The sequence below is a fragment of the Streptomyces sp. NPDC052114 genome (assembly GCF_040680155.1).
Lineage (GTDB): Bacteria > Actinomycetota > Actinomycetes > Streptomycetales > Streptomycetaceae > Streptomyces.
Window position 1 is genome coordinate 158,415 of sequence record NZ_JBFAWC010000002.1, and the last position, 22,839, is coordinate 181,253.

Sequence of the window (22,839 nt, forward strand, 5' to 3'; positions counted from 1 at the left end):
ACTGCACGAAGGGGAAGCCATGACAGCGACGACCGACGGAAGCACCGGAGCGGCCACGCCCCGCGCAGCCTCGGCCAGCGAAACCACCGACACGTCCGCCGCGGCGGCGGGCACGCAGGAAGCCGCCGCGCGCGCCATACAACGCTCCACACAGTTCCTGCTCTCCCGGCAGGACGCCCAGGGCTGGTGGAAGGGCGACCTGGAGACCAACGTCACCATGGACGCCGAGGACCTCCTGCTGCGGCAGTTCCTCGGGATCCGGGACGAGCGGACCACGCACGCCGCCGCGCTCTTCATCCGCGGCGAGCAGCGCGACGACGGCACCTGGGCCACCTTCTTCGGCGGGCCCGGCGAACTCTCCACCACCATCGAGGCGTACGTCGCCCTGCGCCTGGCCGGCGACGCGCCCGACGCCCCGCACATGGCCAAGGCCTCCGCGTGGGTCCGCGACCAGGGCGGCATCGCCGCGAGCCGCGTCTTCACCCGCATCTGGCTCGCCCTGTTCGGCTGGTGGAAGTGGGACGACCTGCCCGAACTCCCGCCGGAGCTCATCTACTTCCCCAAGTGGTTCCCCCTCAACATCTACGACTTCGGCTGCTGGGCCCGGCAGACGATCGTGCCGCTCACCATCGTCTCCGCCAAGCGGCCGGTGCGCCCCGCGCCCTTCGCGCTCGACGAGCTGCACACCGACGCGCGCCGGCCGCGCCCGGCCAAGCCCCTTGCTCCCGTGGCGAGTTGGGACGGGATCTTCCAGCGGCTCGACAAGGCGCTGCACCTCTACCGCAAGGTCGCGCCGCGCCGGCTGCGCAGGACCGCGATGAACAGCGCCGCGCGCTGGATCATCGAGCGCCAGGAGAACGACGGCTGCTGGGGCGGGATCCAGCCGCCCGCCGTCTACTCCGTCATCGCGCTGCACCTGCTCGGCTACGACCTCGACCACCCCGTCCTGCGGGCCGGTCTGGAGTCCCTCGACCGGTTCGCCGTGTGGCGCGAGGACGGCGCGCGGATGATCGAGGCCTGTCAGTCGCCCGTGTGGGACACCTGTCTGGCCACCATCGCGCTCGCGGACGCCGGACTGCCCGCCGACCACCCGCAGTTGGTCAAGGCGGCGGACTGGATGCTCGGCGAGCAGATCGTGCGGCCGGGGGACTGGTCGGTCCGCAGACCCCGACTGACGCCGGGCGGCTGGGCGTTCGAGTTCCACAACGACAACTACCCCGACATCGACGACACCGCCGAGGTCGCCCTCGCGCTGCGCCGGGTCAAGCACCCGGACAAGGCGCGCGTGGAGAACGCCATCGAGCGCGGGGTGCGCTGGAACCTCGGCATGCAGTCGAAGAACGGCGCCTGGGGTGCCTTCGACGTCGACAACACGAGCGCCTTCCCCAACCGCCTGCCGTTCTGCGACTTCGGCGAGGTCATCGACCCGCCGTCCGCCGACGTGACGGGCCACGTCGTGGAGATGCTCGCCGTCGAGGGCAGGTCCCACGACCCGCGCACCCGCCGCGGTATCGCCTGGCTGCTGGCCGAACAGGAGCCCGAGGGCGCCTGGTTCGGACGCTGGGGCGTCAACTACGTCTACGGCACGGGGTCCGTGGTGCCCGCGCTCGTCGCGGCGGGACTGCCGGGCTCGCACCCCGCCATCCGTCGCGCGGTGGCCTGGCTGGAGTCCGTGCAGAACGACGACGGCGGCTGGGGCGAGGACCTGCGCTCCTACCGCGAGCGCGGCTGGGCGGGCCACGGCACGTCGACGGCCTCGCAGACCGCCTGGGCGCTCCTCGCGCTGCTCTCGGCGGGCGAGCGCGAGTCCAAGGCCGTGGAGCGCGCGATCGACTGGCTGGCCGAGACGCAGCGCGAGGACGGCTCCTGGGACGAGCCGTACTTCACCGGCACGGGCTTCCCGTGGGACTTCTCCATCAACTACCACCTGTACCGGCAGGTCTTCCCGCTGACCGCGCTCGGCAGGTACGTCAACGGAGATCCCTTCGCGAACGGTTCCGAACGCTCCGGCAAGGGGAGCTGATGGACCGGACCCCGGCCCCCCGGCCGGGCCCCGCACCGCTGCTGATCGCCTGCGCGCTCGGCATCGAGCACCTCGCCCTGCGCACCGGCGACCGCAGCGGCGCGCCCGGACCCCTGACCGTGCTGCGCACGGGCATGGGACCCAAGAACGCCGAGCGCGCCGTCAGCGGGGCGCTCGGCAAGGACCCCCTGCGGGACGCGGCCGTCCTGGCGACCGGCTTCTGCGCCGGACTCGCCCCCGGGATGCACCCCGGCGACCTCGTCGTCGCCGAGGAGACCCGGGACGCCCGTGGCAGCACCCCCTGCACGGGGACCGCCCTGCTGGTCGAGGAGCTGGTGCGGGCCGTGCCCGGACGCACCGTGCACACCGGACCGCTCACCGGTTCCGACCACGTCGTGCGCGGCCACGAGCGCGGCGACCTCCTGGCCACGGGCGCGATCGCCGTGGACATGGAGTCCGCCGCGACCCTGCACAGCGCCGTGCGCGCGGGACGGCGGCCCGTTGCGGCCGTCCGGGTGGTCGTGGACGCCCCACAGCACGAACTCGTCCGCATCGGCACGGTACGCGGTGGAATATCGGCTTTCCGCGTTCTTCGTGCCGTGCTTCCCGCTTTCTTTGAATGGCACCGTTCTTCTTTGCTCCCCCGGAGGTGAGCCAGATGGCCATGCCGCTGCGTCAGTCCGTCAAGGTCGCTACGTATCTTTTTGAACAGAAGCTCCGCAAGCGGGAAAAGTTCCCGCTGATCGTCGAATTGGAGCCGCTCTTCGCCTGCAATCTGAAGTGCGAGGGATGCGGGAAGATCCAGCACCCGGCCGGTGTGCTCAAGCAGCGCATGCCGGTGGCCCAGGCCGTGGGCGCCGTGCTCGAGTCGGGTGCGCCGATGGTGTCCATCGCCGGCGGAGAGCCGCTGATGCACCCTCAGATCGACGAGATCGTGCGGCAGCTGGTGGCCAAGAAGAAGTACATCTTCCTGTGCACCAACGCCATGCTGCTGCGCAAGAAGATGGACAAGTTCAAGCCCTCGCCGTATTTCGCGTTCGCCGTGCACATCGACGGCATGCGGGAGCGGCACGACGAGTCCGTCGCGAAGGAGGGGGTGTTCGACGAGGCGGTGGCGGCCATCAAGGAGGCCAAGCGGCGCGGCTTCCGGGTCACCACCAATTCGACCTTCTTCAACACGGACACCCCGCAGACCATCATCGAGGTCCTGAATTTCCTCAATGACGACCTGCAGGTCGACGAGATGATGCTCTCGCCCGCCTACGCGTACGAGAAGGCGCCCGACCAGGAGCACTTCCTGGGCGTCGACCAGACCAGGGAACTGTTCAAGAAGGCCTTCGCGGGCGGCAACCGGCGCCGCTGGCGGCTCAATCACTCGCCGCTCTTCCTGGACTTCCTGGAGGGCAAGGCCGACTTCCCGTGCACCGCGTGGGCGATCCCCAACTACTCGCTGTTCGGCTGGCAGCGCCCCTGCTACCTGATGAGCGACGGCTACGTCCCCACGTACCGCCAGCTCATCGAGGAGACCGACTGGAGCAAGTACGGCCGCGGCAAGGACCCGCGCTGCGCCAACTGCATGGCGCACTGCGGCTACGAACCCACCGCCGTCCTCGCCACCATGGGCTCCCTCAAGGAGTCCATCCGCGCGGCCCGCGAGACGGTCTCCGGAAACCGCGGGTGACGTCATGACCCCTGGAGAGCCCGTTTCTCTGGGCCTCCCGGAGCTGCCGGTCCGGCCGATCGCCGAGCGCCGCCTCTCGCGGCGCATCGAGGTCGGGCCGGTGGCCGTGGGGGGCGGTGCGCCGGTCTCGGTGCAGTCGATGACCACCACGCGTACGTCCGACATCGGGGCGACGCTGCAGCAGATCGCGGAGCTGACCGCGTCCGGCTGCCAGATCGTGCGGGTGGCCTGCCCGACGCAGGACGACGCGGACGCGCTCGCCACGATCGCGCGGAAGTCCCAGATCCCGGTGATCGCGGACATCCACTTCCAGCCGAAGTACGTCTTCGCGGCGATCGACGCGGGGTGCGCGGCGGTCCGTGTGAACCCCGGCAACATCAAGCAGTTCGACGACCGGGTGCGCGACATCGCGCGCGCGGCCAAGGACGCGGGCACGCCGATCCGCATCGGGGTCAACGCCGGATCCCTGGACCGCCGTCTGCTCCTGAAGTACGGCAGGGCCACCCCCGAGGCCCTCGTCGAGTCGGCGCTGTGGGAGGCGTCGCTGTTCGAGGAGCACGGCTTCCGGGACATCAAGATCTCGGTCAAGCACAACGACCCGGTGGTCATGGTCAACGCCTACCGGCAGCTCGCCGAGGCCTGCGACTACCCGCTCCACCTCGGCGTCACCGAGGCCGGCCCCGCCTTCCAGGGCACGATCAAGTCGGCCGTCGCCTTCGGCGCGCTGCTGAGCGAGGGCATCGGGGACACCATCCGCGTCTCGCTGTCCGCGCCGCCCGCCGAGGAGGTCAAGGTCGGCATCCAGATCCTGGAGTCGCTGGGCCTGCGCCGGCGCCGCCTGGAGATCGTCTCCTGCCCGTCCTGCGGGCGCGCCCAGGTCGACGTGTACCGGCTGGCCGACGAGGTCACGGCCGGGCTCGACGGCATGGAGGTGCCGCTGCGCGTCGCCGTCATGGGGTGTGTCGTCAACGGCCCCGGCGAGGCCCGCGAGGCCGACCTCGGCGTCGCGTCCGGCAACGGCAAGGGGCAGATCTTCGTCAAGGGCGAGGTCGTCAAGACCGTCCCCGAGTCCAGGATCGTGGAGACCCTCATCGAAGAGGCGATGAAGATCGCCGCACGGATGGAGCGCGACGGGACCCCGTCAGGGGCGCCCGCCGTCACCGTGAACTGAGTGCAACCAGCAAGGGGGCCCGAGCATGACCATTCTCGACACCATTCGGGGGCCGCGCGACCTCAAGTCGCTGACCGAGGCGCAACTCGGTGAACTGGCCGAGGAGATCCGGGAGTTCCTGGTGCACGCGGTCGCCAGGACAGGCGGTCACCTCGGCCCCAATCTGGGGGTGGTGGAGCTCTCCATCGCCCTCCACCGGGTCTTCGAGTCGCCGGTCGACCGCATCGTCTGGGACACCGGCCACCAGAGCTACGTGCACAAGCTTCTGACGGGACGTCAGGACTTCTCGAAGCTGCGCGGCAAGGGCGGCCTCTCCGGCTACCCCTCGCGCGAGGAGTCCGAGCACGACATCGTCGAGAACAGCCACGCCTCGACCGCGCTCGGCTGGGCCGACGGCCTGGCCAAGGCGCGCCAGGTGCTCGGCGAGCGCGGCCACGTCGTCGCCGTCATCGGTGACGGCGCGCTCACCGGCGGCATGGCCTGGGAGGCGCTCAACAACATCGCGGCCGCGAAGGACCGGCCGCTGATCATCGTCGTCAACGACAACGAACGCTCCTACGCCCCGACCATCGGCGGCCTCGCCAACCACCTCGCCACGCTGCGCACGACGGACAGCTACGAGCGGGTCCTCGCCTGGGGCAAGGACATACTCCAGCGCACGCCCGTGGTCGGGCGCACGCTCTACGAGTCGCTGCACGGCGCCAAGAAGGGCTTCAAGGACGCCTTCGCGCCCCAAGGCATGTTCGAGGACCTCGGCCTCAAGTACGTCGGACCGATCGACGGGCACGACACGGGCGCCGTCGAGTCGGCGCTGCGCCGCGCGAAACGCTTCCACGGCCCCGTCCTCGTCCACTGCCTGACGGAGAAGGGGCGCGGCTACGAACCCGCGCTCGCCGACGAGGCCGACCGCTTCCACACCGTCGGCGTGATGGACCCGCTCACCTGCGAACCGCTCGCTCCCTCCAACGGCCCTTCCTGGACCTCGGTGTTCGGGGACGAGATCGTCCGCATCGGCGCCGAGCGCGAGGACGTCGTCGCCATCACCGCGGCCATGCTCGGCCCGGTCGGCCTGACGAAGTTCGCCGAGGCCTACCCCGACCGGGTGTGGGACGTCGGCATCGCCGAGCAGCACGCCGCGGTGTCGGCCGCGGGACTCGCGACGGGCGGGCTCCACCCGGTCGTCGCCGTGTACGCCACCTTCCTCAACCGCGCCTTCGACCAGCTCCTCATGGACGTCGCGCTGCACCGGTGCGGGGTGACGTTCGTGCTCGACCGGGCGGGCGTCACCGGCGTGGACGGCGCGTCCCACAACGGCATGTGGGACCTCTCCGTCCTCCAGGTGGTGCCCGGCCTCAGGATCGCCGCGCCCCGCGACGCCGACCAATTGCGGGCGCAGCTGCGCGAGGCCGTCGCGGTCGACGACGCGCCGACGCTCATCCGCTTCCCCAAGGAGTCGGTGGGCCCCGCGATCCCGGCCGTCGACCGGCTCGGCGGCATGGACGTACTGCTGCGGGAGCCGGACGCGCCGGACGCGGACGTGCTGTTCGTCGCGGTCGGCGTGATGGCGCCGGTCTGTCTGCGGGCCGCCGAGCTGCTGCGCGAGCGCGGCCTGCGCTGCACCGTCGTCGACCCGCGCTGGGTCAAGCCGGTCGACGCGGAGCTGCCCGCGCTCGCCGCCCGCCACCGCGTCGTGGCCGTCGTCGAGGACAACAGCCGGTCCGCCGGTGTCGGCGCGGCCGTCGCGCTGGCGCTCGGCGAGGCCGAAGTGGACGTACCCGTGCGGAGGTTCGGGATCCCCGAGCAGTTCCTCGCGCACGCCAAGCGGGGCGAGGTCCTCGCCGACATCGGGCTCACGCCCGTCGAGATCGCGGGGCGGATCAGCGCCACACTGGCGGCCAAGGAGGGCGCGGGGGAGCCCGGTCCAGGCAAGGAGCACAGCTCATGACCAAGGAGTTCGACCTCGGCGGACTGCTCGCGGAGCGGGGCGCCGAGCGCTACGAACTGCACGCGCGCCACCTCAACCACCAGCTGCCGCGCATGCTGCACACCATCGGCTTCGACAAGGTCTACGAGCGGGCCGAGGGCGCGTACTTCTGGGACGCGGAGGGCAACGACTACCTCGACATGCTCGCGGGCTTCGGCGTGATGGGCCTCGGCAGGCACCACCCCGTCGTCCGCAAGGCGCTGCACGACGTCCTGGACGCCTCGCTCGCCGACCTCACGCGGTTCGACTGCCAGCCGCTGCCCGGACTGCTCGCCGAGCGGCTGCTCACCCACAGCCCGCACCTGGACCGGGTCTTCTTCGGCAACAGCGGCACCGAGGCCGTGGAGACCGCCCTGAAGTTCGCGCGCTACGCGACGGGGCGGCCGCGCGTGCTCTACTGCGCGCACGCCTTCCACGGGCTGACCACCGGATCGCTCTCCGTCAACGGCGAGAGCGGCTTCCGCGACGGTTTCGCGCCGCTGCTGCCCGACACCGCGATCCCGCTCGGCGATCTGGACGCCCTGCGCCGGGAGCTGAAGAAGGGCGACGTCGCCGCTCTGATCGTCGAGCCCATCCAGGGCAAGGGCGTGCACGAGACGCCCCCCGGCTATCTGCGCGCCGCCCAGGAGCTGCTGCACCGGCACAAGGCGCTGCTGATCGCCGACGAGGTGCAGACCGGCCTCGGCAGGACCGGCGACTTCTACGCCTACCAGCACGAGGAGGGGGTCGAGCCCGATCTCGTCTGCGTGGCCAAGGCCCTGTCGGGCGGCTACGTGCCGGTCGGGGCGACGCTCGGCAAGGACTGGATCTTCAAGAAGGTCTACTCGTCGATGGACCGGGTGCTCGTGCACTCGGCGAGCTTCGGCTCCAACGCGCAGGCGATGGCGGCGGGGCTCGCCGTCCTGGCCGTGATGGACGACGAGAAGATCGTCGAGAACGCGCGCGTGACCGGGGAACTGCTCAGGACCCGGCTCGCCGCGCTCGTCGACCGCTATGAGCTGCTCGCCGAGGTGCGCGGCCGGGGCCTGATGGTCGGCATCGAGTTCGGGCGGCCCACGTCGCTGAAGCTGCGCGGGCGCTGGACGATGCTCCAGGCCGCCCGCAAGGGGCTCTTCGCGCAGATGGTCGTCGTGCCGCTGCTGCAGAAGCACCGCATCCTCACCCAGGTCTCCGGCGACCACCTGGAGGTCATCAAGCTGATCCCGCCGCTGACGGTGGGGGAGCAGGAGGTGGACCGCTTCGTGGCCGCCTTCACCGCCGTGATGGACGACGCGCACAGCGGCGGCGGGCTGATGTGGGACTTCGGCAGGACGCTGGTGAAGCAGGCCGTCGCCCACCGGTGACGCAGTGACGTGAGAGTGCGTCTCTGACGCCGTGACGTGTGGATTTGCCTCCCGGGCAAGAAATTTGCCCGGGAGGCAAGGCTCTGGCTCAATCGAAGCATGAGCCCTGCCGAGCCCGCCGAGCCGCCGGAGGCGGCCGAAGCGCTGCCCGCCGTCGCGCCCCAACTGCGCGAACTGCGCCGTCGCGCGAGCCTCACGCTGGAGGCCGCGGCCCGCACCGCCGGGCTCTCGCCCGCCCATCTGTCCCGCCTGGAGACGGGACAGCGCCAGCCGTCGCTGCCCATGCTGCTCGCGCTCGCACGGATCTACGGTACGACGGTCTCGGAGCTGCTCGGCGAGACGGTCGCCGACCGGGACTCCGTCGTGCGCGCCGCCGACATGGAGCCGACCCGGGCCGGCGGCTGGACCTACTGGCAGGCGGGCGCGCCGGGCCGCGGCATGCAGTCCCTGCGCGTCCACGTGCCGCACGGCGCCCAGGGGGACATCGTGCGCGTCCACCCGGGCGAGGAGTGGCTGTACGTCCTCAAGGGGCGGCTGCGGCTGCGCCTCGGGGACACCGCGCACACGCTCGGCCCCGGGGACAGCGCGCACTTCGACTCGCTGACCCCGCACCGGATCGCCGCCGCCGACCAGGGCGGCGCCGACCTTCTCTTCGTCCACACGTTGCTGCAGAGCCCCGCCACCGCGCTGTGCCTCGGTGGCCCCACCCAGGGAGACCCGACATGACGGAACCCGAACCGCAGGGACCCGGCCAGGAGCGGCGGCCCGCCCGCACGTCCATGGAGGAGAAGTTCCCCCGGGCCCTGTGGGTCCGCCTGATCATCTATGTGGCGGTGGGGCACATCTTCGCGGCCTTCATCTATCTGCTGTTCGAGCTGGGGGCGCAGAACCAGTAGGCGGCGCCCCCTTTGCGGCGCCGCCTCAGTCGAGGAGGCGCTCGCGCAGCCGCTCGCGGGTCGCGTCGCTCAGCTCCAGACCCTCGGAGAGGTAGGTGTCCACGCCGCCCCAGGTCTGCTCGATCGTCTCGAAGGCCGCCGCGAGGTACTCGGCGCGGGCGTCGAAGAGCGGGTTGAGCAGCTCCATGACCTCGGGCGACATCGCGTTCGGGGAGTCGTCGGAGCGCTGCACCTTGTAGCGGCGGTGCGCCGCGTTCGACTCCAGGTAGTCCGCCTCGATGGCGTCGCGCTCGACACCCACGGCGAGCAGGGTGACCGCTATCGACAGGCCCGCGCGGTCCTTGCCGGCCGCGCAGTGCATCAGGGCGGGCACGCTGTCCTCCGCCATGGCGTGCAGCACCCGGCTGTGCTCGGCGGTGCGCTCCTTGATGATCGAGCGGTACGAGGACGACATCCGTCCGGCGGCCTTGCCGTCGGACAGGAGCGCGCGCAGCTGGTCCAGGTCGCCGTCGCGGACCATCTTCCAGAACTCGGCGCCGTCGGCCGGGTCGGTCAGCGGCAGGTTCACGTTGCGCACGCCGGGCAGCGCGACGTCGGGGCCCTCCAGGCGCTGGTCGGCGGCGTTGCGGAAGTCGAAGACCGTGTGCAGGCCCAGCGAGGAGAGGAACGCGGCGTCGGCCTCGGTGGCGTGCGCGAGGTGACCGCTGCGGAACAGCCGGCCCGCGCGGACCCGGCGGCCGTCCACCGTCGGCAGGCCGCCCACGTCACGGAAGTTGCGCACTCCGGCAAGCTCGGGCTCTGTCGACGGGACCTGCTGCGTCACGGGCTCTCCTCAAGCTCTGCGGCCGGCGCGACTCGCCGGTGGTTGCGCCCTCGACGATACGACATGGGTTCCTTGGGCAATCACCCCCGCGACGCCCCTTCGTTCACCCCTGTGACAGGCGCACATCCACCCTCATGACAGACGCGCGGACACCCCTCCGGACGGCCGAATCACCGCCCCCCGAGCCGGGCTTCGGACCCTCCGGGGCATATGCCGAGGCTTATTCCGTCTTGGGTGAATCTTGACCGGTGGCTTATCTCACGCTCCGTCAACCCCTCCCTACGGTGGCGTAGGTCACTTAGGGAGGTGAAAGATGTGACTTCGTGAGCGCAGAGTCGACATCCTTCATCAATCACCCCATCAACAACGGCGTATTCAACTCCTACGCAGCGGTCGGCGACAGCTTCACCGAAGGCGTGGGGGACCCGGGGCCCGACGGCGCGTTCGTCGGGTGGGCCGACCGCCTCGCCGTCCTGCTGGACGACCGGGTGCCCGAGCACACCTTCCGGTATGCCAACCTCGCCGTCCGCGGCAAGCTGCTCGACCAGATCGTCGAGGACCAGATCCCGCGCGCCAAGGAGCTCGCCCCCGACCTGGTGACGTTCTGTGCGGGCGGCAACGACATCATCCGCCCCGGCACCGACCCCGACGAGGTCGCCGAACGCTTCGAGCGGGCCGTCGCCGACCTCGCCTCGGCGGTCGGCACGGTCATGGTGACCACCGGCTTCGACACCCGCGGCGTCGCCCTGCTCAAGCACCTGCGCGGCAAGATCGCCACGTACAACATGCACGTCCGCGCGATCGCCGACCGGTACGGCTGCCCCGTGCTCGACCTGTGGTCCCTCAAGACCGTCCAGGACCGGCGCGCCTGGGACGGCGACCGGCTGCACCTGTCCGCCGAGGGGCACACCCGTGTGGCCCTGCGCGCCGGTCAGGTGCTCGGTCTCGAGGTGCCCGCGGACCCCGACCAGGCGTGGCCCCCGCTGCCGCCGCGCGGCACGCTGGAAGTGCGGCGCGACGACATCCACTGGGCCCGCGAGTACCTGGTCCCGTGGATCGGCCGGCGTATCCGCGGCGAGAGCTCGGGGGACCACGTGGAGGCGAAGCGGCCGGACCTCATGCCGCTGTAGCCCTGGGCGCGGGCCCGGGCGGGGAGGCCTGGACCGGTGAGGTGACAGCGCGGGAGTGGCGCGGACGCGGGCGCCCGCGCCGGTGCTGGGATGTCGGCGAGCCGTCCCCGGAGGGACGGACAGCCGAAGGGATCCCGTCGTATGCGCCCAGTTCGTCCAGCTCGCCCAGTCCGCGCCGGTGCGGTCGGTCCGGTACGTGCCGTCGGCGCGGTCGTCGTGGCGCTCGCCGCGCTCGGACTGCCCGCCGCGCCCGCCCTCGCCGCCGCGCCCGCCCCCGCCGTCCCGGCCGCCGCCCCGGCGCCCGCCCCCGCGCCGACGACCGTCACCGTGACCGGGGTGGGCAGCGCGTCCGCCGTCCCCGACCTCGCCGTGCTCACCGCGGGCGTCGAGGTCACCCGGCCGACGGCGGAGAAGGCGCTCGCCGCGCAGAACACCGCGGCCAAGGCGCTCCTCGCCGCCGCGCGCGGGGCGGGCGTCGCCGAGCGGGACATCAGGACGGAGAACCTCGCGCTGTCCGCCGTGTACCGCGACGAGGACGACACGTCGAAGGTGACCGGCTACCAGGCCTCGCAGGTGTTCACGCTCAAGGTCCGGGCCATCGGCAGGACCGGGGCCGTGATCCAGGCGGTCATGGACGCGGCGGGCGACGCGGGCCGGATCCACGCGGTGGCCTTCGACCTGGCCGACCCCGGGGCGCTGCGGGCCAGGGCGCGCGACGCGGCGTACGCCGACGCCCGGGGCAAGGCCGCGCAGTACGCGAAGCTGGCAGGGCGCAGGCTCGGCCGCCTCGTCTCCCTGGACGAGAGCGACGGCGGGCGCCCGCGGCCGGTGGCGATGCCGGTGGCCGCCGCGAAGGAGGACGTGCCGCTGGCGCCCGGGGAGATCCAGGACGAGGTCTCGGTGACGGCGGTCTACGCACTGCGGTGAGGCCACGGGCGCGTGCCGCCCGGCACCGGGCGGCACGCGCCACGGTTCACCGGGCGGCCGCACGGTGGCTCACCGCGCGGCCGGGCGCCCCGCGTCGCGCAGGTCGCAGGAGTCCTTGAAGCCCTGACTGGTCAGTCCCATGGCCGAGTCGAAGCGGGAGCGGAGGTTCTCCACGGCGATCATCGTGGTCAGCTCGACGAGGGCGGGCTCGCCGAGCCGCCCGCGCAGCCGCTCGGCGAGGTCGTCGTCCACGGCCGGCGGTGTCGCGGTCACCGCTTCCGCGTACGCCATGACGTCCCGCTCCAGCGGGGAGTACGCGTCGCTGGCGCGCCAGGCGGGCACGTCGCGCGGCTTCCGCGGGTCCACGCGGCGCCGGTGGGACTCCCAGTAGCCGAAGTCCATGCACCACGAGCAGCCGACCGAGGCGGCCGACGCCATCACGGCCAGCTCCTTGAGGCCGTCGTCCAGCGTGCGCCACTTCGCCACGCCCTGCTCCAGGCGGAGGCAGGACCAGAGCACCCGCGGGTGGTGGGCTCGTTCTCCGGCGGCGGTCACCGGATCACTCGTGCGACGGATCGGGGCTCCCGGAATGTGACATCGGGCTCCGGGGAAGTGGTTTCGGGGCTCCGCGAAGGTGACATCGGGGCTCCGCGATGTGGCGTCGGGGGCCGTGGACATAATGGGGAGGCCTATCCACCCCCCCTTCAGGAGGTCCCGTGTCCCGGTCCCTGATCCCCGGGCTCCGCTCCCTGCGGCCCGCCGCCTTCGGAGCGGATCCGGCGGGTGCGCGGCTGGCGCGGATCCGCAGGTCGCCGAATTTCTCCGTGGCCGAGGGCTCCTTCCGGAACCCCGTGGGGGCGCGGACCAGGCCCTCCGGCTCCACGATGGAGTTCGCCAGGATCTACTTCCGCAAGGAGGAGCGCGTCCGCCGCGGCCCGACCGGTACGGTCCCGGTGCACGCCACGACCCTCGCCGATCTCGCCAAGCCGCCGGCCAGCGGCCTCAGGATCACCTGGATGGGGCACTCCAGCGTCCTCGCGGAGATCGACGGGCGGCGCGTGCTCTTCGACCCGGTGTGGGGTGAGCGGTGCTCGCCGTTCGCCTTCGCCGGGCCCAAGCGGCTGCACCCGGTGCCGGTGCCGCTGGAGGCGCTCGGTCCGGTCGACGCCGTGGTGATCTCCCACGACCACTACGACCACCTGGACCTGCCCACCATCAAGGCCCTGGCGGGCACCGACACGGTCTTCGCGGTGCCGCTCGGCGTCGGGGCCCATCTGGAGCGGTGGGGCGTCCCGGCAGACCGCCTGCGCGAGCTGGACTGGCACGAGTCGGCGCAGGTGGCGGGGCTGACCCTGACGGCGACGCCCGCACGCCACTTCTGCGGCCGGGGCGTGCGCAACCAGCAGCACACGCTGTGGGCCTCCTGGGTGGTGGCGGGACCCGAGCACCGCGTCTACCACAGCGGGGACACCGGCTACTTCCCCGGCTTCGCCGAGATCGGAGCCGAGCACGGCCCGTTCGACGCGACGATGATCCAGATCGGCGCGTACTCCGACTTCTGGCCGGACATCCACATGACGCCCGAGGAAGGCATGCGGGCCCATCTGGACCTCCAGGGCGGTCGGCCGCGGGGCGTGATGCTGCCGATCCACTGGGGGACGTTCAACCTCGCCCCGCACGCCTGGCCGGCGCCCGGCGAGGGCACGCTCGCCGCGGCCCGCCGCGCGGGTGCCGGGATCGCGCTGCCCTGCCCGGGTGAGCCCTTCGAGCCCGCGGCGGAGAACGTCCCGGACGCGCCGTGGTGGCGCGGCGTCGCGGTCGTGCCGGAGGGCGGCTGGACCGAGCACGCGGCGGCCGCCGGCGGAGAGCAGCCGGAGGCGGCGCCGGTCGGATAGCCCGGTCCGGGCGGTGGAGTGTTCTTCAGGAGACGGAGTGCCCTTCACGAGAGGTGATGTGCGGTGACGGCCCGCCCCCGAACGCTCGGGGGCGGGCCGTCCCTGTGCGGTCGCCGCGGGCCGTGGGCGCACGCACGCGCGTACGGTCGCGGTGGCGGGCCCGGGCGCGGGCTCACGGCGAACAGGGCGGTCCGGCGCCGATCGGAGTGACGGCCCCCGCCGCCGCCGGCGAACTGATGTCCGACGGTTGAATCGGACCTGCGTACGAGGTGAATCGGACCCCCGTGCGAGGTGTCATACCAGAGCGGGACGCTGCCCCGCAGACTTTGTCAACTGCCCATCGCACATGATGCGTTGCCGACTACCGTGAGTGGCCGTCGGGCGACGCAGGGATCACCGTTCAGGGCTGACACCGAGACCTGCCGGCCGGCACGGCGCTGCCGCAACCATGCCGCAAGAGGAGTCGGCCGACCGCTGGACCCTCGTCGCAGAACACCGAGGACGCTGATGTCTCACCTACGCGCACCGGCCGCCCGTGCCGACCGTCGAGAAGGCGGCCGGCACGGCAGGCCCGGCAGCCGCACCGCCGCACTGCCCGAGACGCACATACGCTCCCAACTCCTGCGCATCGCGGTGCTTCCCGCGCTCGCCGTGGGCCTGAGCGCCTGCGCGGCCGTGCTCTTCACCCTGCGCTCGACCCAGGCCCGGCCGGGACCCGTCCTGATCGCCGTCCTCACCGCGGCGGGCCTCGTCGGTCTCGCCGGCATCGTGATCGCCGCCGTGGCCGCCGAGCGCGCCGCCAAGTCCGTGCGCGACCGGGTGATCGGGCTGCGCCGCGTTACCGCGCGCGGCCAGTCCGAACTGCGCGGCGTCGTCGAGCAGTTGCGCCGCGGCGACCAGCCGCCCGCCCGCCGCAAGCCGGAGCGGACGCGGCCGGGCGGCGACGAGTTCGACCAGCTCGCCGACGAGCTGACCCGCGCCCACGACGTCGCACTCGGCGCCGTCGTCCAGGCCTCCCAGCTCTCCAGCCACGCGGGCAGCGAGCAGAAGGTCGAGGTCTTCGTGAACCTCGCCCGGCGCCTCCAGTCCCTCGTGCACCGCGAGATCTCGCTGCTGGACGAGCTGGAGAACGAGGTCGAGGACCCCGAACTCCTCAAGGGCCTCTTCCACGTCGACCACCTCGCGACCCGCATCCGCAGGCACGCGGAGAACCTCGCCGTCCTCGGCGGCGCCGTCTCGCGCCGCCAGTGGAGCAAGCCCGTCTCCATGACCGAGGTGATGCGCTCCGCCATCGCGGAGGTGGAGCAGTACTCGCGGGTCAAGCTCGTGCCGCCGATCGACGGCACCCTGCGCGGGCACGCCGTCGCCGACGTCATCCACCTGCTCGCCGAACTCGTCGAGAACGCCACGGTGTTCTCCGCGCCGCACACCCAGGTCCTGCTGCGCGCCAACCTCGTCACCGCGGGGCTCGCCGTCGAGGTCGAGGACCGTGGCCTCGGCATGCCCCTCACCGAGCAGAACAAGATGAACCGGCTGCTCGCCGACCCCGACCAGGTCAACGTCGCCAGTCTGCTGCAGGACGGCCGCATCGGGCTCTTCGTGGTCTCCGCGCTGGCCCGCAGGCACGGCGTCGACGTCCGCTTGCAGAGCAACATCTACGGCGGGGTCCAGGCCGTGCTGATCCTGCCCCAGGACCTGCTCGGCTCCGGTGGGGACGTACGGGAGACGCCGGACACGCGCGACGAAGCGGCGGAGCGGCAGCGCACCGCGCCGCAGCCGGACACCCGCACGGCTCCCCGGCCGCAGTCCCGCCCGGAGCCGCCCACCCGCCCGGCCCCCCGCCAGGAACCGGTCCCCGCCGCGCCCCGGCCCCGCCCCGCGAACGGCACCGCGCCCGCCCCGCTGCCCGTGCGCGGCGCCCGCCAGATCCGGCCGACGCCCGCCGACGCCGTGCCCGGCATCCGGCCCGAGGACCGGGAGGCCGCCGCCGAGCACGCCGGGGCACCGCCCACCCCGCGCAACGGCGCCGTGCGGGGCCGCGTCGGCAGGCCCCAGCTCCCCAAGCGGCGCGCCCAGGAGCACCTCGCGCCCCAGCTGCGGGACTCCCCGGCGCCGCGCCCCGATGGCGACCGGCTCGTCGGCCACGATCCGGGCCTGATGGCCGCGTTCCAGCGCGGCATCGGCCTCGCCCAGGCGCAGGAACCACGCGATCCACTGACCCGGGAGCGCGAGGCCGGGGTCTCCCACGACGGGAGCGAGCAAGGCGGCTGACCAGACCTCCACGCCGATCACCCCCCACCACCGCTGCCTCGGCAGACCCCCGTACGTTCGTATCCTCAAGGAGTCGATCCACCATGGCGAGCGATGCGCCGACCGGCCATGTATCCGATCTCGACTGGCTGATGAGCGGCCTCGTGCAGCGCGTGCCGCACACCCACAGCGCCGTCCTGCTCTCCTCCGACGGACTCGTGAAGTCGGTGCACGGACTCGACCCGGACAGCGCCGACCACATGGCGGCCCTCGCCTCGGGGCTCTACTCGCTCGGCCGCAGCGCGGGTGTCCGCTTCGGTGACGGCGGGGACGTCCGGCAGGTCGTCGTGGAGCTGGACTCCACGCTCCTGTTCGTCTCCACGGCGGGTTCGGGGACCTGTCTGGCGGTCCTCGCCGGACGCGAGGCGGACGCGGCCGTCCTCGGCTACGAAATGGCGATGCTGGTCAAGAGCGTACGGCCGTACCTGATCACCGCGCCCCGGCAGCCCGCCGGCGAACCCGCGCCGATGAGGCGCTGAGTATGGCGGCCCCGCACGACGGGCCCTGGCTCGACGACGCGGCGGGCCGGCTCGTCCGGCCCTACACCGTGAGCAACGGACGGACCAGACCGAGCAGCCGACTCGACCTGCTCTCGCAGGTGATGGCGACCGGCTCCCCGCCCCTCGGCTACCTCGGCCCCGAGCACAACGAGGCCATCGGCCTGTGCGAGGCCCCCACGTCCGTCGCCGAGATCGCGGCCCAGCTCAAGCTGCCCGCGGTCGTCACCAAAGTGATCCTCTCCGATCTCCTCGACTGCGGGGCCCTCACCACGAAGGCCCCGGACTTCCACCACAACCCCACTGACCGGTCCCTGTTGGAGGCAGTGCTCGATGGATTACGACGACAGCTCTGACCCCTTCCCCACCGCGCTGAAGATCCTGGTCGCGGGTGGCTTCGGGGTCGGGAAGACGACCTTTGTGGGCGCGGTCAGCGAGATCGCGCCGCTGAGCACCGAGGAGTTGCTCACCACGGTCAGCGAGGGCACCGACGACCTGTCGGGTGTGGAGAACAAGACCACGACGACCGTCGCCATGGACTTCGGGCGGATCACGCTCGACCCGGAACACGTGCTGTACCTCTTCGGCACGCCGGGGCAGGAGCGGTTCTGGTTCATGTGGGACGAGCTCTCCGAGGGCGCGCTCGGCGCGGTGGTCCTCGCCGACACCCGGCGCCTGGAGGACTGCTTCGCCGCCGTGGACTTCTTCGAGCAGCGCGGCATGGGCTTCATCGTGGCGATCAACGAATTCGACGGTGCCTACCGCTACGAGCCCGAGGAGGTGCGGTCCGCGATCGACCTCGACCCCGAAGTGCCCGTCGTGCGCTGCGACGCGCGGATCTCCAGCTCCGGCATCCAGACGCTCCTCACCCTCGTCAAGCACCTCCTCAACCATGCCCCGGCGCCGAGCTACGGAGCCCACACGTGACGTACGACCCGACCGGGCACCTGCTGCTCACGCCGGTGGACAAGGAGGCGCCCGCCCGGGTGAGACGGCTGCGCGGGCTCGGCATCGGACAGCGCCCCGAACCGGCCTTCGACGCCTTCGCCGACCGGCTCGCCGAGCTGACCGGCGCGCCGTACTCGATGGTCAACTTCATCGACGAGGAACGGCAGTTCTTCGCGGGCCAGCACACCCCGGACGGCGGGGCGTGCCGGTACCTGGCCCGCGACCACGGGTACTGCCCGCACGTCGTGGTGCGCCGCAAGGCCCTCGTCCTGGAGGACGTCCGCGACTATCCGCGGTTCGCGGGCAACCCTGTAGTGGACGAGATCGGCATCCGCTCCTATCTGGGCGCGCCCCTCATCGACCGCACGGACATCGTGCTCGGGACGGTGTGTGTCGTGGACGTCGAGCCGCGCCGGTGGGGCAGGGCGGGGCTCGACACGATCAAGTCCATGGCCGCGGAGCTGGTGGAGCTGATCCACCGGCGGGAGGACGGCGGTCCCTGACCGTCTCAGAGCCGGAGTTCGGTGCCGTCGGGGAAGCGGACACGGACGCCGCCGTCGTCCACGGCACAGGCGACGGACTCCCGCAGCGCCTCTGGCCGGACGGTGTCGCGGGACAGCGCGACGAGCGTGACGTGCACGCCGTCGGTGCCCGCGCGCGCGGCGCGCGCGAGGTACGGCGTCGCGGAGTGCGGCCCGAACGCGTTGGCCGCGACTTCGCGCGCGATGCCCGTCTCCTCGTCCCAGCCGTGCAGCGCGACCACCGCGCTGGTCAGCCCCGACTCCGTACGGACGAGCGCCCAGCCGGGCCCCCGCTCGGCGTGCGGCCGGCTCTCGTCCGCCACCGTGTGGCCCCCCTCGCGCACGGACAGGTCGTCCGGTGCCTGGACGCGGTGCACCCGGATCTCCCAGGGGCCGTGCAGCGCGCTCGTCGACTCCACGGGGAACGCGTCGTCCCGGCCCGGCAGCCGGGCGTCGTGCCGGGAGGAGGCCACGCGGCCCTCGCAGCTCAGCGGGTGGATGCGGGAACGGCGTGAGGCGGTGCCGTCCGGGGCGAGCAGCGCCAGGTGGCCGTCGACGGCGCGCTCCCACGCGCGCGGGGCGGTCTCGGGGGCCGTCGCCGTGGAGTAGCCGAACTTGGCGTAGTGCGGGTCGTCCTGGGCCGGGCCTTCGAGCGGGTTGTGGTCGCTGCCGTGGTTGACCAGGCGGACGATGCCGTCGTGTCGGGTGCCGTGCAGGAGCCAGCCGGGCTGCGGCAGGGCCGTGTACCGGTCGGACTCCTCGACGGGCAGCGGGACTTCGCGCTCCGTCCACACCGGGTGGTCGGCGGGCAGCAGCAGCCCCAGGAAGCCCTTGCTCGCCCAGTACGGCGAAGCGGGGCCCGAGTACGCCTGCGTCGCGGGCAGGAACGTCCCGTACCAGCCGAGCGGGAGCAGCCCGCGCTCGTCGGGCACCCCGCGCTCCACGAAGTGCCGCGCGGTGCCGGAGGCGAGGCGCCGGGTCAGTCCGGGGGCCAGCGGGGTGCAGTCGGCGAGCGCGCCCAGCCACACGGGGGCGGCCGCCGCGAACCGGTAGGTCAGGGAGCGGCCCTGGTGCACGGGCGCGCCGTCGCCGCCGAAGAAGTGCGGGTAGTCGGCGAGGAACCGGGCCAGCCGCTCGCGGTACACCGTGGCGCGCCCGCCGTCCCCGTCCCCGGCCATCCGGGCCCACAGCAGCGGGTACAGGTGCATCGCCCAGCCGATGTAGTAGTCGAAGTTGCGGCCGTCGCCGTCGCTGTACCAGCCGTCGCCGCGGTACCAGTCCTCGATGCGGTCGAGGCCGCCGTCGATGTCGGCCTGGCTGTGCGGGGCGCCGACGGAGGCGAGGAACTGCTCGGACACCACCTGGAAGAGGCGCCAGTTGTTGTCCCAGGTCTTCCGGCCGACGAAGCCGGAGAACCAGTCGACCACCCGCTCCTGGACCCGCGTGTCGAGCCTGTCCCAGATCCAGGGGCGGGTCTCGTGCAGACCGATGGCGATCGACGCGGCCTCGACCATCTGCTGGGAACAGTCGGTGAGTTCGGGCCAGGCCTCGCCGCTCGTGCGGTCGGTGCCCGTCGTCAGACCGCGCGCGTAGCGTTCGGTGAGGCGGGGATCCACCTCGCCGCCCGCCCCGGCGATCCGGAAGGAGGCCAGCAGGAAGGAGCGCGCGTATCCCTCCAGGCCGTCGGAGACGACCCCCGACCAGCTGTTGCGTCCGGGCAGGCGGTACTGCGCGAGGCCCGGCGTCGCGTAGGGGACGAGAGCCTCCAGCTGCCGGTCGGCGAGCGCCTCCCAGTGCGCCCTGGTCCAGCCGGTGAGCGGGGACAGCACGCGGTCGGTGGGCGGCAGGGGCAGGTGCGGTGCGGGCATGGGACGGGTGCCTCCTCGGTAGGTGATGCTGTCCGGGCCCCGTAAGGGGCGCGGGGAACTGCGCGGCAGGCCACGCCGGATCCGCACGATGCCGCACGGACGCGCGGGAGCGCCCGGACGCATACCCGGACGGGGCGGTCTGCGACCTCTCAGGCGAGCTCGACCGCGTGCGTGTGCCCACGGGATCCCCCGACCCGGACGGTCACGACGGGCCGCCGCCCCACCGCGACCGACACCGTGTCGTCGGCGCGGACCACCTTCCGTACGGGGAAGGGCAGTTCGACCTCCAGGGTCGTCTCCGTGCGGCCGGGATCGGCGACGGCCACCGACACCCCTCGGAGCCCGCGCCGCACGAGCACCGTGCCCGCCCCGGACGAGGAGAGCCCCCCGGCCCTGCCGGGCCGCCAGAAGTGCGCGGCCAGCAGCCCGTCGCGCCGGGCCTCGACGGCCTGGACGGTCGCGTCGTTGGCGAGGATCCGCACGGGCCGGGCGCGCGCCCAGGCCGCGGTCGCGGACGCGCTCGCGCCGGGCAGCAGGACGTACGCGTACGACGCCCCGGCGGGGGAGGTGCCGTGGTCGAACCAGAGGGTCAGATAGCGCCGTGTGACCGGAGTGGTGCTGCCCCCGGTGTCGGCGCCGGTGTTGATGTCCCGCCACAGGCCCGTGCGGTCCTCGCGCAGCGCGCGCAGCCCGAGGTCGTCGGCGCGCCCGGGGAAGTCGGGGAAGACGTAGCCGCCGGTGCCGTCCAGGTGCGCCCAGCCGGCCTCGCCCAGCCGCGCGGACCAGCCCGCGTGGCCCGGCTGTTGGCGGCCGTCCACGGTCAGCCGGCGCGCGGGTCCGCCGGCGTACAGATTCCGGTTCTCCACGACCGTCTCGACGGCGCGGCCGTCGCTCGCGGTGATGTCCGCGCCGAGCGCGACGACGGCGTTGTCGAGGCAGAACCACGTCTTGCGGGCCCGCAGGGTGCTGCCGTCGGCGAGCAGTTCCATGGCGGCGACGCCGTGGCGGCCCTCCAGGACCGCACCGCCCGCCACGGCGTTCTTCGGGCGGTACGTCCCCGTGCCGCCGCCCGTGCCGATGTCGGCCCGCGCCCGCGTGTCCACGGTCGTGCCCGGCAGCCGGTACGGATCCACGGTCGCCCAGAAGCCGTCCCCGAACTGCCCGAGGTCGTCGCCGTCGTAGAGGTAGGCCATGCCGTCGCCCGTGTACCAGCCGTGCAGGTTCTCGCCGTTGCCCGCCTCGTAGGCGGCGATGCGCTTCGAGGAGAGCGACAGGGCCAGCGCCCAGCCCGGGCGCCGGTGCACCACGCGGTCCATGTCGGCGAACGCGAAGTGCCCGGTGAGCCGTTCGGCCGCCGGCACCGACGCGTCGTCCAGGACGGCCTTGGCGCGGGCCAGCGCGGGAATGCCGACCAGGCCCGGGTAGGGGGTGGTCCTGTTGCGGCGGATCCAGCCCTTGGCGAGCGAGCGCCAGCGACGGGCGTACGCCTCCGGGGCGCCGGACGCCAGCTGCAGGATGTGCGAGAGGGTCGCCGCGCCGTCGTTGTGGTCGCGCGCCCTCTCGCGCGATACGGCCCGGCCGCGCACCGCGTCCATCATCAGCCCGTCGAGGACCACCGGCGCGAACGTCCGGTCCACCGCCTCGTACAGCACGGACGTCCTCGGGTCGGCGACCGCCCACGGGGAGTCCGCGAGCAGCGCGATGAGCTGGCCCGCGGCGCCGAGCAGGACACTTCCGTACGTGCCCGTGTACGCGACGGAGCCGTGCTGCACGAACGACCCGTCCTCGTAGAAGCCGTCGCCCGAGGTGACGTACGTGAAGAGGCTGTTCCGGCCGCCGTCGCGCACGTCGGACAGGCCGTCGCGGGCCAGCGCGACCGTCGCCGTGTCCCGGGCGAGCAGTCCGCGCAGGGCGACGACGACGGCCTTGTCGGCGCGGTTGGCGCCGGTCTCGGCGAGCGAGGGCGTGCTGGTGCGGCGGTCGGGATCGGGGCAGAACCTCGCGACCGTCGCGGTGTAGCCGGCCAGGTCCTCTGCGGGCAGGAGCGCCCGCAGCAGCACGCAGGTGTCCATGAGCGCGCGGGGCGCGCCGATCTCCCAGAACCACCAGTTGCCGGTTTCGGGGCGGCCCGGGTGGTAGGCGGTGGAGTGCAGGAGGCGCAGCGCCGCCAGCAGGGCGTCCGCGGCCTCGGCGCTGTCGCTGAGGGAGGTGCCGGGCGTGGCCCACGCGACGGCGAGGGTGCGCAGCCGGGTGTAGCTCTGGCCGAAGTTGCCGGGGTCCGTGGCGGGGGAGAGGTCGGACCACAGCGCGGTCCGGTCCGCCGAGCGGTCCAACTGGCGCCACCACGTGGACGCCTGGGTGTCCAGGGTCTTCAGCGCGGCGGCGAAGTCGGGGTCGTCGGCGTCGAAGGCGCCACCGGTGAGCTGGTCCGCGGCGCGGGCGAGGAGCGTGTCGTACGCGTCGTCGGTGGCGTCCGCGCCGCCCTCGGCCGCGGTGCCCTCGCGAGCGGCGGCGGCCCGGGCCGTGCCGCCCGCCGCCGACGGCACGACGACGGAGGCCGCCCCGGCCGCGAGGAGGACGCGACGGCGGGGCCCGAAGGAGTCGGAGACAGGCGTGGGCATGCGAACTCCCAGAGGTGTCGGAGGCACGTGAGGCGATCCCGCGACAGCATGTAAGCGGTTGCTATGGCGCGCAAGAGGGGCCGGAACGTTTCTTGCTTCTTTCTGTGCCGGACCGCACAGAACCACGCCGCAGTCGGCGAGGTTGCCGAGGAAAGTCCAAGGAGACGGAGCCCTTTGGGTGTTGACCGCGCCAGTAAGCGA

The 22,839-nt window shown here is 72.8% G+C and carries 20 protein-coding genes; 16 read left to right on the forward strand and 4 right to left on the reverse strand.

Annotated elements, in window-relative coordinates; translation table 11 throughout:
* Nucleotides 1-19: 19 nt before the first annotated feature.
* The 8 genes from shc to AB0L89_RS04925 all read left to right on the forward strand — a co-directional run bounded on the left by shc (nt 20) and on the right by AB0L89_RS04925 (nt 9,098).
* Nucleotides 20-2,023, forward strand: a complete 2,004-nt coding sequence (gene shc, locus AB0L89_RS04890; RefSeq protein WP_365134382.1) for a squalene--hopene cyclase — start codon at nt 20-22, stop codon at nt 2,021-2,023.
* Complete coding sequence (locus AB0L89_RS04895) at nt 2,023-2,676, forward strand: 1-hydroxy-2-methyl-2-butenyl 4-diphosphate reductase (protein WP_365134385.1); 654 nt, start codon at nt 2,023-2,025, stop codon at nt 2,674-2,676. Before shc ends, AB0L89_RS04895 begins: the two co-directional genes overlap by 1 nt.
* A gap of 5 nt (nt 2,677-2,681) precedes the next feature.
* Nucleotides 2,682-3,704 carry an adenosyl-hopene transferase HpnH gene (gene hpnH / locus AB0L89_RS04900; RefSeq protein WP_365134388.1) on the forward strand — a complete coding sequence of 341 codons (1,023 nt, stop codon included), beginning with the start codon at nt 2,682-2,684 and terminating at the stop codon, nt 3,702-3,704.
* A gap of 4 nt (nt 3,705-3,708) precedes the next feature.
* Nucleotides 3,709-4,875, forward strand: coding sequence for a flavodoxin-dependent (E)-4-hydroxy-3-methylbut-2-enyl-diphosphate synthase (ispG, locus tag AB0L89_RS04905; RefSeq protein ID WP_365134391.1), 1,167 nt, complete (start codon nt 3,709-3,711; stop codon nt 4,873-4,875).
* Between the two features lie 25 nt (nt 4,876-4,900).
* Nucleotides 4,901-6,820 carry a 1-deoxy-D-xylulose-5-phosphate synthase gene (gene dxs / locus AB0L89_RS04910; protein WP_365134394.1) on the forward strand — a complete coding sequence of 640 codons (1,920 nt, stop codon included), beginning with the start codon at nt 4,901-4,903 and terminating at the stop codon, nt 6,818-6,820.
* Complete coding sequence (locus AB0L89_RS04915; RefSeq protein WP_365134397.1) at nt 6,817-8,202, forward strand: aspartate aminotransferase family protein; 1,386 nt, start codon at nt 6,817-6,819, stop codon at nt 8,200-8,202. The genes dxs and AB0L89_RS04915 overlap by 4 nt, the downstream gene beginning before the upstream one ends.
* A gap of 99 nt (nt 8,203-8,301) precedes the next feature.
* Entirely contained in the window at nt 8,302-8,928 is a 627-nt protein-coding gene (locus AB0L89_RS04920; protein WP_365134400.1) for an XRE family transcriptional regulator, read from the forward strand.
* Between the two features lie 53 nt (nt 8,929-8,981).
* Nucleotides 8,982-9,098: a DUF6126 family protein gene (locus AB0L89_RS04925; protein ID WP_362326896.1), complete on the forward strand. Its 117-nt coding sequence runs from the start codon at nt 8,982-8,984 to the stop codon at nt 9,096-9,098.
* 25 nt (nt 9,099-9,123) lie between these two features.
* Here the strand turns inward: AB0L89_RS04925 and AB0L89_RS04930 are convergent, their stop codons facing one another.
* On the reverse strand, nt 9,124-9,921 hold the full coding sequence (locus tag AB0L89_RS04930) for a tyrosine-protein phosphatase (RefSeq protein WP_365134403.1): 798 nt from the start codon (nt 9,919-9,921) through the stop codon (nt 9,124-9,126).
* Between the two features lie 323 nt (nt 9,922-10,244).
* Here AB0L89_RS04930 and AB0L89_RS04935 point away from each other — a divergent pair, with 323 nt between their 5' ends.
* Nucleotides 10,245-11,051, forward strand: coding sequence for an SGNH/GDSL hydrolase family protein (locus tag AB0L89_RS04935; protein ID WP_365134406.1), 807 nt, complete (start codon nt 10,245-10,247; stop codon nt 11,049-11,051).
* Nucleotides 11,052-11,192: 141 nt separating this feature from the next.
* The gene (locus AB0L89_RS04940) at nt 11,193-11,978 is read left to right on the forward strand and encodes an SIMPL domain-containing protein (RefSeq protein ID WP_365134409.1); all 786 of its coding nucleotides are present in this window, start codon (nt 11,193-11,195) and stop codon (nt 11,976-11,978) included.
* A 69-nt stretch (nt 11,979-12,047) separates the two neighbouring features.
* On the opposite strand, the gene AB0L89_RS04945 is transcribed toward AB0L89_RS04940, so the two are convergent.
* On the reverse strand, nt 12,048-12,533 hold the full coding sequence (locus AB0L89_RS04945; RefSeq protein WP_365134412.1) for a carboxymuconolactone decarboxylase family protein: 486 nt from the start codon (nt 12,531-12,533) through the stop codon (nt 12,048-12,050).
* A 161-nt stretch (nt 12,534-12,694) separates the two neighbouring features.
* On the opposite strand from AB0L89_RS04945, the gene AB0L89_RS04950 reads away from it, so the two are divergent.
* The 6 genes from AB0L89_RS04950 (at nt 12,695) to AB0L89_RS04975 (ending at nt 18,131) form a co-directional block, all read left to right on the forward strand.
* The gene (locus AB0L89_RS04950; RefSeq protein WP_365134415.1) at nt 12,695-13,873 is read left to right on the forward strand and encodes an MBL fold metallo-hydrolase; all 1,179 of its coding nucleotides are present in this window, start codon (nt 12,695-12,697) and stop codon (nt 13,871-13,873) included.
* Nucleotides 13,874-14,380: 507 nt separating this feature from the next.
* On the forward strand, nt 14,381-16,144 hold the full coding sequence (locus tag AB0L89_RS04955; protein ID WP_365134418.1) for an ATP-binding protein: 1,764 nt from the start codon (nt 14,381-14,383) through the stop codon (nt 16,142-16,144).
* Between the two features lie 83 nt (nt 16,145-16,227).
* Nucleotides 16,228-16,662: a roadblock/LC7 domain-containing protein gene (locus tag AB0L89_RS04960; RefSeq protein ID WP_365134421.1), complete on the forward strand. Its 435-nt coding sequence runs from the start codon at nt 16,228-16,230 to the stop codon at nt 16,660-16,662.
* 2 nt (nt 16,663-16,664) lie between these two features.
* A complete protein-coding gene (locus AB0L89_RS04965) occupies nt 16,665-17,036 on the forward strand; it encodes a DUF742 domain-containing protein (protein WP_365134424.1) in 372 nt (123 codons plus the stop codon).
* Nucleotides 17,014-17,607, forward strand: a complete 594-nt coding sequence (locus tag AB0L89_RS04970; RefSeq protein WP_055700731.1) for an ATP/GTP-binding protein — start codon at nt 17,014-17,016, stop codon at nt 17,605-17,607. The genes AB0L89_RS04965 and AB0L89_RS04970 overlap by 23 nt, the downstream gene beginning before the upstream one ends.
* Nucleotides 17,604-18,131 (forward strand): GAF domain-containing protein, encoded by a 528-nt coding sequence (locus AB0L89_RS04975; protein WP_365134427.1) that lies wholly within the window; start codon nt 17,604-17,606, stop codon nt 18,129-18,131. Before AB0L89_RS04970 ends, AB0L89_RS04975 begins: the two co-directional genes overlap by 4 nt.
* Nucleotides 18,132-18,136: 5 nt before the next feature.
* Here AB0L89_RS04975 and AB0L89_RS04980 read toward each other — a convergent pair whose 3' ends face one another.
* Nucleotides 18,137-20,017, reverse strand: a complete 1,881-nt coding sequence (locus tag AB0L89_RS04980) for a DUF2264 domain-containing protein (protein ID WP_365134430.1) — start codon at nt 20,015-20,017, stop codon at nt 18,137-18,139.
* Between the two features lie 149 nt (nt 20,018-20,166).
* Nucleotides 20,167-22,638: a polysaccharide lyase 8 family protein gene (locus AB0L89_RS04985; protein ID WP_365134433.1), complete on the reverse strand. Its 2,472-nt coding sequence runs from the start codon at nt 22,636-22,638 to the stop codon at nt 20,167-20,169.
* Between the last annotated feature and the right edge of the window lie 201 nt (nt 22,639-22,839).